Annotated in this window: 12 protein-coding genes; 4 read left to right on the top strand and 8 right to left on the bottom strand. The window is 70.7% G+C overall.

Annotated features, from left to right (window positions below; translation table 11 throughout):
• Positions 1-24: 24 nt before the first annotated feature.
• Both ACNAYW_RS00515 and ACNAYW_RS00520 read right to left on the bottom strand, forming a co-directional pair.
• Positions 25-945 carry a VOC family protein gene (locus ACNAYW_RS00515; protein WP_415847813.1) on the bottom strand — a complete coding sequence of 307 codons (921 nt, stop codon included), beginning with the start codon at positions 943-945 and terminating at the stop codon, positions 25-27.
• A 26-nt stretch (positions 946-971) separates the two neighbouring features.
• Positions 972-1,820, bottom strand: coding sequence for a fumarylacetoacetate hydrolase family protein (locus tag ACNAYW_RS00520; RefSeq protein ID WP_415847814.1), 849 nt, complete (start codon positions 1,818-1,820; stop codon positions 972-974).
• Between the two features lie 155 nt (positions 1,821-1,975).
• Here ACNAYW_RS00520 and ACNAYW_RS00525 point away from each other — a divergent pair, with 155 nt between their 5' ends.
• Entirely contained in the window at positions 1,976-2,674 is a 699-nt protein-coding gene (locus ACNAYW_RS00525; RefSeq protein ID WP_415847815.1) for a GntR family transcriptional regulator, read from the top strand.
• 18 nt (positions 2,675-2,692) lie between these two features.
• Here ACNAYW_RS00525 and ACNAYW_RS00530 read toward each other — a convergent pair whose 3' ends face one another.
• Positions 2,693-3,379, bottom strand: coding sequence for a YoaK family protein (locus ACNAYW_RS00530; RefSeq protein WP_415847816.1), 687 nt, complete (start codon positions 3,377-3,379; stop codon positions 2,693-2,695).
• A gap of 167 nt (positions 3,380-3,546) precedes the next feature.
• On the opposite strand from ACNAYW_RS00530, the gene ACNAYW_RS00535 reads away from it, so the two are divergent.
• A complete protein-coding gene (locus ACNAYW_RS00535) occupies positions 3,547-3,999 on the top strand; it encodes a MarR family winged helix-turn-helix transcriptional regulator (protein ID WP_415847817.1) in 453 nt (150 codons plus the stop codon).
• 31 nt (positions 4,000-4,030) lie between these two features.
• Here ACNAYW_RS00535 and ACNAYW_RS00540 read toward each other — a convergent pair whose 3' ends face one another.
• Genes ACNAYW_RS00540 through ACNAYW_RS00550 form a run of 3 tightly spaced genes read right to left on the bottom strand, consistent with a single transcriptional unit; the run spans position 4,031 to position 7,456 of the window.
• Positions 4,031-5,509: a class I adenylate-forming enzyme family protein gene (locus ACNAYW_RS00540; protein WP_415847818.1), complete on the bottom strand. Its 1,479-nt coding sequence runs from the start codon at positions 5,507-5,509 to the stop codon at positions 4,031-4,033.
• Positions 5,506-6,636 (bottom strand): DUF5938 domain-containing protein, encoded by a 1,131-nt coding sequence (locus ACNAYW_RS00545; protein ID WP_415848199.1) that lies wholly within the window; start codon positions 6,634-6,636, stop codon positions 5,506-5,508. Before ACNAYW_RS00545 ends, ACNAYW_RS00540 begins: the two co-directional genes overlap by 4 nt.
• 25 nt (positions 6,637-6,661) lie before the next feature.
• A complete protein-coding gene (locus ACNAYW_RS00550; protein WP_415847819.1) occupies positions 6,662-7,456 on the bottom strand; it encodes an SDR family NAD(P)-dependent oxidoreductase in 795 nt (264 codons plus the stop codon).
• Positions 7,457-7,656: 200 nt separating this feature from the next.
• Between ACNAYW_RS00550 and ACNAYW_RS00555 the strand changes: the two genes are divergently transcribed.
• Positions 7,657-8,307, top strand: coding sequence for a TetR/AcrR family transcriptional regulator (locus tag ACNAYW_RS00555; protein ID WP_415847820.1), 651 nt, complete (start codon positions 7,657-7,659; stop codon positions 8,305-8,307).
• A gap of 15 nt (positions 8,308-8,322) precedes the next feature.
• Here the strand turns inward: ACNAYW_RS00555 and ACNAYW_RS00560 are convergent, their stop codons facing one another.
• Positions 8,323-8,889, bottom strand: coding sequence for a TetR/AcrR family transcriptional regulator (locus tag ACNAYW_RS00560; protein ID WP_415847821.1), 567 nt, complete (start codon positions 8,887-8,889; stop codon positions 8,323-8,325).
• A 48-nt stretch (positions 8,890-8,937) separates the two neighbouring features.
• On the opposite strand from ACNAYW_RS00560, the gene ACNAYW_RS00565 reads away from it, so the two are divergent.
• Positions 8,938-9,552 carry a DUF1345 domain-containing protein gene (locus ACNAYW_RS00565; RefSeq protein WP_415847822.1) on the top strand — a complete coding sequence of 205 codons (615 nt, stop codon included), beginning with the start codon at positions 8,938-8,940 and terminating at the stop codon, positions 9,550-9,552.
• Positions 9,553-9,570: 18 nt separating this feature from the next.
• Here the strand turns inward: ACNAYW_RS00565 and helR are convergent, their stop codons facing one another.
• Positions 9,571-11,754, bottom strand: coding sequence for an RNA polymerase recycling motor ATPase HelR (gene helR, locus ACNAYW_RS00570; RefSeq protein ID WP_415847823.1), 2,184 nt, complete (start codon positions 11,752-11,754; stop codon positions 9,571-9,573).
• Positions 11,755-11,769: the final 15 nt, after the last annotated feature.

An 11,769-nucleotide genomic window follows, 5' to 3' on the forward strand; every position in this document is an offset into this window, starting at 1 on the left:
GTCAGCGCCGGGTGTACGGGTCGGTCAGGGCGCGCTGTGGGCGCCGGTCATCATGGACGCCAAGTCCTCGGGGGAGAGGAACGACGGCGGGGGCGGCGGACCCCAGTTGAACAGTCCCTTCGCACCCTCCAGGTCCTCCGGAGTCCAGATCTCGTCCTCGGGGATGCAGTCCATGTCGGAGTAGTACTCGGAGAAGTTCCCGGCGGGGTCCTTGAGGTACCAGAAGAAGTTCGAGCCGGCGTGGTGCCGCCCCAGGCCCCAGACGTGGCGCTCGGGTCGGCCCTCCAACATCTCGAACGCGCCGCGCCCCACGTCGTCGATGTCGTCGACCTGCCACGACGTGTGATGCAGGTAGTTGACGGGGGACTGGAGAACGAGCACGTTGTGGTGGTCGTCCGAGCACCGCATGAACGTGCCGTGGCCCTTGATGTGATCGCTCGTCTTGAATCCGAGGCCGTCGACGAACAGTCGTCGCGTCGCTTCGTAGTCGGTGGAGCCGATCACGGCGTGCCCCAGTTTGCGGGGTCGGATCGGGGTGGTGCGGACGACCCCGGGGGCGCGGCCGACGCGATCGATCCGTCCCGGACCGTTGTAGGGCGTCCGCGGTGCCTCGGGTTGCCGGATCCGCGGGACCGCCTTCACCACGGCGCGGACTCCGGTCACCGGGTCCGTCGTCGTGACAGCGTCGGGCGTGCGCTCCGCCGGGAACCCGAGTCGCGCCAGGTTCGTGGCGATGCGCTCGATGTCATCGGGGTGATCGGCGCCGACGACCAGTTCGATCAGGCGCCGGGTGGGCGCCTCGACGATCCGGAGCTGGTCGCCGCCGTCGGTGGTCGAGAACCACCCCTGCGGCTTTCGTGCGAGACCGAATTCCTCGTAGTAGTCGGCGGTCTCGGCGACGTTCGGGACTCCCATGGTCACCGATGCCAGTCGATGCAAGCTCATGATCTCACCAGTTCCCGTCGGCGCCGTCAGAGCCGCGACGGATCGACGAAGCGCTGCTGGAGCTCGCCGATCCCCGTGACGTAGGACCGCAGGACCTCGTTCTCGGCGAGGAATCGCTGGGGTGTCCGTCCCAGGCCGACACCCGCGGGGGTGCCGGTGAAGATCACGTCGCCCGGCAGGAGGGGAGTGATGCCCGAGAGCCAGGAGACCAGCTTCGGCACCGAGAAGATCATCTCGGAGGTGCGGCCCTTCTGCATCTGGACGCCGTCGATCTCGCAGCCGAGCTCGAGGTCGTCCCGGTCGTCGAATTCGTCCGGCGTCACGACCACCGGGCCCATCGGCGAATAGCCGGGGTACGACTTGCCGAGGCTGAACTGGGGCGGCGTGGCGTTGAACTGGGTCGCCCGCTCGGAGATGTCCTGGCCCACGGTGAGGCCGGCGACGTGGTCCCAGCCCTCGCTCTCGGGCACGTGGTGGGCCGCCTTTCCGATGACGGCGACCAGCTCGACCTCCCAGTCGACCTGGGGGCCGTACAGCCCGACGTCGCCCCGCGGTCCCGCGAGCGAGCTGCGGTACTTGGTGAAGACGGGCGGCAGGTCGGGCACCGCGTACTTCGACTCGGCCGCGTGCTCGGCGTAGTTCAGGCCGATCGCGAAGACCTGAGCGGGCTCCGGGACCGGGTTCATCAGCTCGTCCGCCGTGAACTCCACGCCGCCGGCCGGGTCGGCGCCGGCGGCCCAGGCGCTGAACTCCGCCCAATTCTGATAGAGGGCGCTCGGCGAGGGCCCGAATCGTCCCGCGCTCGCCCGTTCGACGTCGATCGCCTTCTCGCCCACGACGATCACTGCGCGGCTGTCGATCACTCCGAGTTTCACTGTGGCCCCTTCGGTCGTTGCACCGATCACGGTGAGCCGGTCGGCTCGATGTGACCTGGCTTACAGTATTGCGCGCAAGCTTCGATAACGCAAGAGACTTTCGAAAGTTATCGGGAATCGCGAAACGCGCTGGTGTTTGCGCTAGCATGGTGCGCATGGCTGGAAGGCAGACGCGCAGCGACGCGGTCTACAACGCGCTCAGGGCCGACATCCTCTCGGGCCGGCGCCTTCCCGGGGAGCGGCTCAAGTTCGGAGATCTGGGCACTGCGTACGGTGCGAGCGTCAGCGTCATCCGGGAGGCGCTGACGCGCCTTACGGGCGAGGGGATGGTGACGACGGAACCGCACCTCGGATACGCGGTGACCGAGTTGTCGCCGAGTCGGCTCGATGAGCTCACCGACACGCGACTGCAGATCGAGCCCCTGGTCTTCACGCGATCCGTCGAGCAGGGGGATCTGGCGTGGGAGTCCCGGATCGTCGCCGCGCTCCATCTGCTCGAAGGCACGCCGTACCTCGACGACGACGGAACCCGGGTCACCGACGCATGGGCGCAGGCCCATGCCGCGTTCCACGACAGCCTGCTCGACGGCTGCGCGAACCGGCGACTGCTGCAGCTCGCGGTCTCGCTCCGCGGCGAGGCGGAGTTGTACCGCCGGTGGTCGCACCCGCTCGGCGGCGAACACGATCGCGATCTGGTCGCGGAACACCGCCTGCTCGTGAGCAGCGCGCTCGCGCGCGACACGGACGCGGCGGCGCAGGCGCTCGCCGATCACATCGCCCACACCACCCGCCTGTTGCTCGAGGCCAGTGCGCACCTGCACCAGGACCACGGGCAGCGGACCGCCCCCGCGTAGGCCCCGGCCGCCCGGACGTCACGGCACCGTCGACGGCCTCGGTCCCCAGGTCATCGTGGCCGCGACGGCCCCCACCAGGACCGCAGCGATCGCGACGGTGCCGGCGACGGTGTGCTGCACCAGTACCGCGCCGAGCGCCGCCCCGAGCAGCATCGACAGCACCGACCCCCACCGGCGGACCGGCTTCGCGCCCGCGCCGGAGGCGAAACGGTGATCCGCGCCGAGGCCCGTCAACGTCATCGTGAGCACCGTGGTCATGAGGTCCGCGATCCCGAGGCGCCGCACCGTGGCGTTCTGCAGGCCGAAGGCCATGGCGAGGACGGCGATGAGGGGGAGCGCCCCGGTGCCCCGGTAGGGCAGGACTCCGGTGCCTCCGAGGACCGCCGCGGCGGCGAGCAGAATCGCCTCGGCGGCGAAGGAGAGCCCGAGCCACACCGCGTCCCGTCCGGTCAGGTGCCGGCCCGCGAGGCCGCCGATCCACGCGCCCAGCAGGAATCCCGCAGCCGCGGTGATCGATGCGACCGGACTCAGCCCGCTGGACGGGTTCAGGCTGAATCCGAGGAAGACGACGTTGCCGGTCATGTTCGCGACGAAGACGTGCCCCATCGCGAGGTAGGTGACGGCGTCGACGATGCCCGTGACGGCGGTGAGGGTGAACATCGCCGCCACCGTCGCACGATGGCTGATGGGCGAGGGGATGGCCATGTCGCGCCTCCGCATCGGGTCCGAAGTCGCGGCGTCCGCCGGCGGCTTATAATTCAAATTTGTATCATAGTGCGAGGGGTGCGACAACCGGGCGCCGGGGTGTCGTGCGGTCGTGCCGCACACTGGAGGGGGTGCGGTCCCGCGCACCACGAGGGAAGGGAGACGCGGTGAGCGAGGATCGGTTGACGACCGGCCAGAGCGTCGTGTGGCGCAGTTACATCGAATCGAGCCTGCGACTCCAGACCCGGATCGACGACGAGTTGCGCGCCGACCACGGCCTGACCCTCATCGACTACCACATCCTCGTGCTCCTGTCCGAAGCCCCGGACCAGCGGCTGCGGATGAGCGAACTCGCCGACGCGATGGTCTTCTCGCGCAGCCGCCTGACCTACCAGATCGCTTCGATGGACAAGCGCGGCATGGTCACCCGCGAGCGCGTCGCCGATGACGGTCGCGGCGCCTGTGCCGTGCTGTCGCCCGATGGGCTGCGGGCGGTGCAGGCGGCCGCTCCCACGCACGCGGCCACGGTCCGCGAGCTGTTCCTCGATGCCCTCGACCCGGACGAACTCGACCTGCTCGGCACCGTCTTCGATCGGCTACGCACCCGCCTCCAGGGCTGATCACGTACAGAATCTCCTGGATGGTTGCCGTTCAGGCGTCCCGGTCGCGCTGTCGTAGCGTGGGCTTGTCGATCTTCCCGACGGGGTTCTTCGGGATCTCGTCGAGCAGGATCAGGTCGACGGGGACCTTCACCTTCGCCAGCTCGCCGCGCAGTCCGTCGAGCAGCTCGGCGGCGGTCACCGTGGCGCCTGCGCGGAGCGAGACGTACGCAACGGGTACCTCGCCGAGCACGTCGTGCGGCCGGCCGATCACCGCGGCCTCGAAGACCTGCGGGTTCCGGTAGAGCTGCGCCTCGATCTCCTTGGGGTAGATGTTCTCCCCGCCGCGGATCACCATGTCCTTCACCCGGTCCACCAATCGTAGGTAGCCGTCCTCGTCGAGCAGCCCCACGTCGCCCGTCCGGAGCCACCCGTCCACGATCGTCTCGGCGGTGGCGTCGGGCCGGTTCAGGTACCCGGCCATCACCACCTCGCCTGCGATGAGCACTTCGCCCGTCTCCCCGGGCGGCACGTCGCGGAGGGCACCGTCGACGATCCGGATCCGCTGGCCCGGCAACGCGGGCCCGACGGTGCCGGGCTTGCGCGGACCGTCGAGCGGGTTGATGGCCGATGCGGTGGTGGTCTCCGACAGCCCGTAGCCCTCGACGATCGGGACACCGAACCGGGACTCGAACCGCTCGATGAGGTCGACGGGCATCGGTGCAGCGCCGCAGATCCCGAACCGCAGCGACGAGGCGTCCGGCACGACGTCCTCCGGCAGTGCGGTGAGCATCGCGTAGATCGCGGGCACCGCGGAGAAGTAGGTGGGACGGTGCCGCTCCACCGCAGGGAAGAACTCGTCGGGCCGGAACCGGCCGGTGATCGTCGTGCGTCCGCCCGCCCGCAACGGGGTGAGCGTGCCGAGGACGACGCCGTTGGCGTGGAAGAGCGGCAGCACCAGCAGGCTGTGATCGCGCTCTGTGAACGCGAAGTGCTCGATGAACGATGCCGTCATCGCCGCGATGTTCCCGTGGGTGATCATCACGCCCTTGGGCTTTCCGGTGGTGCCGGCGGTGTAGATGAGCAGCGCGAGATCGGCGGGCAGCGCCGGCACCGGCTCCGCGGGGTCGCCCTCGGCCTCGGCGAGCAGTTCGTGGCACGCGAGCGCCGCGACACCGTCCGGGGTCGTCGCCCCGGCTTCGGTCACCAGGACCCGAGCGCCGGCATCGGCTGCCTGGTAGGCGATCTCGGGGGTCGCGAGCGCGGGGTTGATCGGCGTGACCGCGGCGCCGAGGCGCCACGCCGCGAACACCGCGACCACCAGCTCCACCCGGTTCGGCAGCAGCAGGCCGACGACGTCGCCACGGTCGACGCCGAACTCCGCGAGCCGCGTCGCAGCGGTGCGCACCGCCGCGGCGAACTCGGCGTTCGACAGATCCAGGCGGTCGTCGGCGACGGCGGGGTCGTGCGGTGCCCGCGCCGCCCGGGTCTCCGGGAGCGCGGACACCTCGGGCAGCTCGGGCCTCGTCATCGATGCACCGTGACGATCGGCTCCGAGATGAGGCCGAAGGTCCGCAGCACGCCCTCGAGCTCGCGGTGCCCGAAGGCCTGGCAGCCCGATGCCAGCCCGACGCGCCGCGGCGGCTGCTGCAGCAGCGAGTACGCGGCGTAGGCCTGCAGGAGGCCGGTCTGCTTGTAGTTGCTGTTGCCGTGGATCACGACGTGCGCGCGGCCCAGCGGACCGGAGGCGTGCACCGAGTCGAGCGACTTGTTCACGCGCGGATTCTCGCGGGGCGGCATCGAATTCATCACCTGCGCGGCGACCGCGTCCAGCGCGTCGGCGCGGTCCTCGGGCGACATGTCCTTGGTGGCCTCCAGCGCGTCGGCCACGATGACCGGCACGTTGTTCATCAGCGCCGCGTTGAAGACCCCGCCCTGCGCCTTGCAGTTGGCGACGCGCGGATCACGCTTGAACCACACGGGGTGCGAGGTGCCGCCCCAGGGCAGTGACTGTGCGAGCTCGTGCTGCCCGGGCACCACGAGCGGCACCAGACCCTGCATCGGATCGAACGAGACGTACTGGTTCTGCTCCAGGTAGAAGGCATCCCCGCCGGCCGCGTTGACCAGGATCGTGCGGGTCGAGGCGATGGTGGGGCTGCCGCCCCAGAAGACCGCGATGTCGAGGGTATCGAGTCCCGGTGTCTCCAGCGCGATCTGGGCCGCGATCTCCCCGGTCGTGTACATCTGGGCGATACCGGGCGCCAGCAGCAGGTCCGCCTCCGCGTATCGCGCGTGGAAGGCCTCGTCGAGGTGGATGAGCCAGTCCTGTTCGCCGGTGGTGTCGCTGTAGTGCGCGCCGGCGTTGAGCGCCGCCTCGACGACCGCGTCGCCGAACTTGATGAACGGCCCCACCGTGTTCAACACGACGGAGCTGCCGCGGAAGAGCTCGGTGAGGGAGTCGACGTCGTGCTCGACCTCGACGATCTCGTAGTCGGCCGTTTCGATTCCCGCGACGTGCGCGTTCATCGAATCGGTCAGCTTGCCCTCGTCGCGGCCCGCTGCGGTGAAGGGCACGTTGTACTCGCGCAGGTACTCGCAGATGAGGCGGCCCGTGTAACCCGACGCCCCGTACACCACTACCGGCTTGTTGCTCATGATTCTCCTTGTCCTGTGGATGTTTCCGTCACATACCCATGCCGCCGTCGACGGGCAGCCCGGCGCCGTTGACGAAGCGGGAGGCGTCGGACGCGAGGAAGACCACTGCGTCCGCCATGTCCCTGACCTCGCCGAGCCGGCCGCTGGGGGTGAGTCCGACGACCGCTTCGACCGCCTCCTCGGGGGAGCCGAACAGGCCGATGTTCGCCATGTCGACCGCGAGGCCGGTGCCCATCTCGGTGGGCACGAGACCCGGATAGATGCAGTTCACCCGCACGCCGTAGCCGAGCTTCCCGGCCTCCATGGCCGCCACGCGGGTCATCCGGTCGATCGCGGACTTGGTGGCGGAGTAGATCGCGATGCCGGGGAAGGCGATGGTCGCCGCGACGGACGCGACGTTGATGATGGCGCCGCCGGACCCGGCCGCACCGCCCGGCCGCAGCGCCCGCAAGCCGTGCTTGAGGCCGAGAGCGGTGCCGAGGACGTTGACGTCCAGCTGGCGCCGCACGTCCTCGACGGAGATCTCGGTGAGCAATCCGGTGATCTCGACGCCGGCGTTGTTCACCACGACGTCGAGACCGCCCAGCTGATCGACGGTCGCATCGACGGCGGCCACCCAGCTCTCCTCGGAGGTCACGTCGAGGTGGACCGCACCGTTACCGGCGCCCAGCTCCACTGCGACGGCCGCGGCGCGGTCCGTTTGAAGATCGCCCAGCATCACGCGGGCGCCGGCGGCGGTCAGTGCTCGGGCCATGCCCTCGCCGAGACCCTGGGCTCCGCCGGTGACGAGGATCCGTCGGCCGGTCAGATCGAATGCGCTCACGACTACTCCCTTGATCGAGGTGGATCGGACTCCGATGCGGTCGATGATGTGGCGACCGTCACAGTCGAAATCTAGACGAGCGTCAAGAAAAATGTTGGACATTCGTCAAGACATTTCGCTCGGGTTCTCTCCTCGGCTGTGGAACAGGGGTTATCCTGGGGCGATGCCGACGCGCTGTCGGCCGGAGGAAGGAGTGCGGGGTGACCGAGGTGATCGCGCAGGCGACCGCACCCGCCGCTGTGGGCGCCACCAAACACGCCACGAAGGTCGCGGCGAAGCGCGACGAACTGGCCCGCGCGGCGCTCAAGACCCTCTCCGAGCTCGGATACGCCCGCACCAGCCTCCGCGAGATCGCCGCGAACTCGGAGTACAGCCACGGCGTGCTCCACTACTACTTCGCCGACCGCCTGGAGCTGATCGCGCACTGCGTGCACCTCTACAAGGCCGAGTGCATCGCCTCCTACGACGACGTGCTCCGCCCGGACGACGACGCGCCCGCGCTGCGGACACGGTTCGCGGAGCGGCTCGCCGCCACGATGGAGCACGACCTCCCGACGCACAAGCTCTGGTACGACCTGCGCTCGCAGGCCATGTTCGAGGCGGCGCTCGCCGCCGACGTGCGCGAGATCGACGGCTCCCTCGAGGCGATGATCTGGCGGGTCGTGAGCCGGTACGCGGAACTCGCAGGCGGCGCGCCGCTGCTCGACGCCGCGGGCACCTACGCCGCGCTCGACGGACCGTTCGAGCGCGCGGTCCGCCGCCGCGTCCTCGGCGACGAGACCGCCGGCACCGTGCTCACCGCGCAGGTCTTCGACCTGCTCGATGCGCTCGTGACCCGCCCGGCCCGCTGACGACGGCGCACTCGATCAGTCGCCGGGCAGGCCGCCGAGGGCACCGTCGGTGAAGGTGCGGAAGGCGAAGGCGAGCGTGTCGAGCGATTGCAGCGTGCCGCTCTCGTACCCGACCAGCAGGTACAGCGCGGTGGTCGCGTACTTCTGCGCGAGCTCCGCATCGCCGATCACCTCGGTGTAGGTCTCGGCGATCACCTCGCGCCGCTCGAGATCGACCTCGGCCTGGTGCCGCGCCACCTCGGGATCGTGCGCGGCCCACACACGGATCGCGGCTTCGGTGGCGTGCGGGAGCGTCAGGCCCACGTCGATGAGCGACATCAGCCTGTCGTAGGCGTCGGGTACCTGGCGTGCGGCCTCGATGAGCCGGTCGCTCTTGGTCTGCCGCCAGTACGCGATGAGGGCCGACATGAACTCCGGCCAACTCGGATAGGCGTGGTAGAAGCTGCCGGTCGACGAGCCCGCCTGCTCGCACACCGCGGCCAGTTTGAGCGCCGCGTGCCCCCGTTCCGCGAGCACCGCCAGCCCCGCCTCCAGGAACCGCAGCTGCACGTAGCGCGACGGGCTCGAACGGGCGGGTGGCATGCGGCGATGGTATCCGCCGCGCTCCCGGCGCCGTGGGAAGCTGGCCGCATGCGACGCTCGGTACTGGTCCCCCTGCTCGAGACGGTGCTCACGCTGCTGGGCATCGTCTGGCTCGCTGCGGTGCTGGTGTTCGGCAGCGAGGCGCTGCCGCTGCTCATCGTGTGGAACGTGGCCGCGGTCGCCTACGTGATCGCGGGCTGGCTGCTCCTGCACCGCAGGATCCCCTCGGACGAGGACGACCCGGACCTGGCGATCGCGCCGCGCTGGCAGACCACGTTGTTCGCGACGGTGGTCAGCGGCTCCGGCCTGGTGGGCGGCCTGCTCATGATCGCCACCCGAGGCGAGCAGCCGGATCCGGCCCTGCAGCCCGTCGCCGCCGCCACGGTCCTCCTGTCCTGGCTGCTGCTGCACACGGCGTTCGCGCAGATCTACGCGCGGGATTACTTCTCCGGCGGCGGCCTGGACTTCCCGGACTGCGAACGCCCGCAGCTCACCGAGTTCGTCTACTTCTCCATCACAGTCGGCACGTCCTTCGCGGTCTCGGACGTCACCGTCACCCGGCGTTCCACCCGTCGGTTGGTGATCGTGCACAGCGTGCTCAGCTTCTTCTTCAACGCGGCCGTCGTGGCGATCGCCCTGGACTGGATCAAGGGCGGTGGCTGAGCACGCCGTGCGCCGACATCAGGAGGCGGTGACGGGACTCTCGAGACCGGCGAGGCAGTCCGGCAGCGGTGCGCGGTGCAGCACGCCGAGCCGCTGCGTCGCGCGGGTGAGTGCCACGTAGAGCTCCGCCGCGCCGCGCTCGCCGTCGGCGAGGATCACGTCGGGGTCCACCACCAGCACCGCGTCGAACTCGAGCCCCTTCGCCTCCGCCGGCGGCACCGCGCCCGGCGTCCCGTCGGGCCCGATGACCACGGAGGTGCCCTCCCGGCCCGCCTCCTCGCGGACGAAGCCCTCGATCGCGCCCGTGAGGTCCCCGTCGGTCACCCGCCGCGCCCACGGCCGGATCCCCGAGGCGCGCACCGATTCCGGGGGCACGGCGCCGGGGGCGAACTCGGCCAGTACGTCGGCCGCCACCGCCATGATCTCCGACGGGGTGCGGTAGTTCACCGTGAGCGCGGTGTACGCCCACCGGCCGGCGACGTACGGGTCGAGCATCTCGGCCCACGAGCGGGCGCCCGCCGGGGCGCTGCGCTGCGTGAGGTCGCCGACCACGGTGAACGACCGGGACGGGCAGCGCCGCATCAGGACTCGCCAATCCATCGCCGAGAGTTCCTGCGCCTCGTCGACCACCACGTGCCGGTACACCCAGGTCCGGTCCGCCGCAGCGCGTTCCACCAGATCGCGGGTGTCCCGCTCCTCGAACCGTCCGGCCAGGTCGTCGGCGTAGAGCAGGTCGGTGGCGAACAGGTGGTCCTCGTCGTCCATCGAATCCGACCGCGACACCAGCGAATCCAGCACGCCCTCCGCGAACTCCGCCTGCTCCTTCCGGGCCGCGGCGGCGGCCGCGCCGTCCGGGGCCTCGTGCGGGCCGAGCAGCTCCGCGAGCTCGTCCAGCAGGGGCACGTCGGAGACGGTCCAGGCGGCACCGTCGGAGCGCAGCAGCGACGGGTCCGCGCCCGCCGCCGCCAGCCGCTCGGGCGAGCTCAGCAGGTCGGCGAGCAGAACCTCGGGGGAGAGCACGGGCCACAGCGCGTCCACGGTCCGCCGGAACGTCCCGTCCACCGCGAGGTCCGCGAGCATGCTGCCGCGCATCTCCTCCCAGGCCCGCGTGTCCTCCCGGCGCAGCCACTGCTTCCCGATCCGACCCAGCGCCCGCTCGGTGATCGCCCAGGTCAGCACGTCGAGGAAGACGGCCCGCGCCTGGTTGTGCGGCCGCCCGCTGTCGGTGGCCTCGTCGCGGGCCCAGCCGACGACGTCGGCCTCGATCCGCACCGTGGCGTCGCCGAGCCCGATGGAGACCGGCGACTCCGGAAGCGTCCGACGGTCCGCGACCGCCGCGGCGAGCACGCCGGCCATGGCGGCGGAGCCCTTGATCCGCGCCACCGCGGGCACGTCCTCGGCGCGGGCCGTCACGCCCGGGTACAGCGTCGCCGGAGTCGCGAAGACCACGTCGGACTCGCCGAGCGAGGGCAGTACCCGCCCGATGTGCTGCAGGAAGGACGTATTGGGGCCCACCACCAGCACGCCGTGCCGCTCGAACCGGGCCCGCTGCGTGTACAGCAGGTACGCCACCCGGTGCAGTGCCACGACCGTCTTGCCGGTGCCGGGCCCGCCCTCGATCACCGTGACGCCGGGATTGTCGGAGCGGATGATCCGGTCCTGATCGGCCTGGATGGTCGCGACGATGTCGCGCATCCCCTCGCCGCGCGGCGCGTTCACCGCGGCCAGCAGTGCCGCGTCGCCGCGGGCGTCGGCGCCCGGCCGGCCCAGCATCTCGTCGGTGAACGCGGTCAGCGCGCGGCCGTCGCTGAGGAACTGCCGCCGCCGGTGCACGCCCTCCGGGTGCGCGCCCGTCGCCGTGTAGAACGGCCGCGACGCCGGGGCCCGCCAGTCCAGGAGCAGTTCGCTCTCCCCGTTCTCGTCGTCGAAGAGGCCGAGGCGCCCCACGTAGCGCGTCCCGACGGTGCCGTCCGGCTCTCCGTCGAGCCGGCCGAAGGCCAGCCCCTCCTCGGCGACGTCGAGCCGCCGCACCTCACGCGCGGAGGCCATCACGTCGCCCTCCCGGTCCACCGCCCGGCCCTCGTGATCACGCAGGGCGTCGGCGTACCGTCGGCGCGCCCGGTCCCGCTCGGCATCCAGCCTGGCGTACAGACCCGCCACGTACTCGCGCTCCGATGTCAGTTCGTTCTCGTACTCGGACATGCACCCACCTCGTCG

The organism is Tsukamurella ocularis, from assembly GCF_965138335.1.
Taxonomy (GTDB): Bacteria; Actinomycetota; Actinomycetes; order Mycobacteriales; family Mycobacteriaceae; genus Tsukamurella; species Tsukamurella ocularis_A.

Coding starts and splice junctions, on each gene's coding strand:
- ACNAYW_RS00515 (WP_415847813.1), bottom strand. CDS start 945: ATGAGCTTGCATCGACTGGCATCGGTGACCATGGGAGTCCCGAACGTC.
- ACNAYW_RS00525 (WP_415847815.1), top strand. CDS start 1,976: ATGGCTGGAAGGCAGACGCGCAGCGACGCGGTCTACAACGCGCTCAGG.
- ACNAYW_RS00530 (WP_415847816.1), bottom strand. CDS start 3,379: ATGGCCATCCCCTCGCCCATCAGCCATCGTGCGACGGTGGCGGCGATG.
- ACNAYW_RS00540 (WP_415847818.1), bottom strand. CDS start 5,509: ATGACGAGGCCCGAGCTGCCCGAGGTGTCCGCGCTCCCGGAGACCCGG.
- ACNAYW_RS00560 (WP_415847821.1), bottom strand. CDS start 8,889: ATGCCACCCGCCCGTTCGAGCCCGTCGCGCTACGTGCAGCTGCGGTTC.
- ACNAYW_RS00565 (WP_415847822.1), top strand. CDS start 8,938: ATGCGACGCTCGGTACTGGTCCCCCTGCTCGAGACGGTGCTCACGCTG.
- helR (WP_415847823.1), bottom strand. CDS start 11,754: ATGTCCGAGTACGAGAACGAACTGACATCGGAGCGCGAGTACGTGGCG.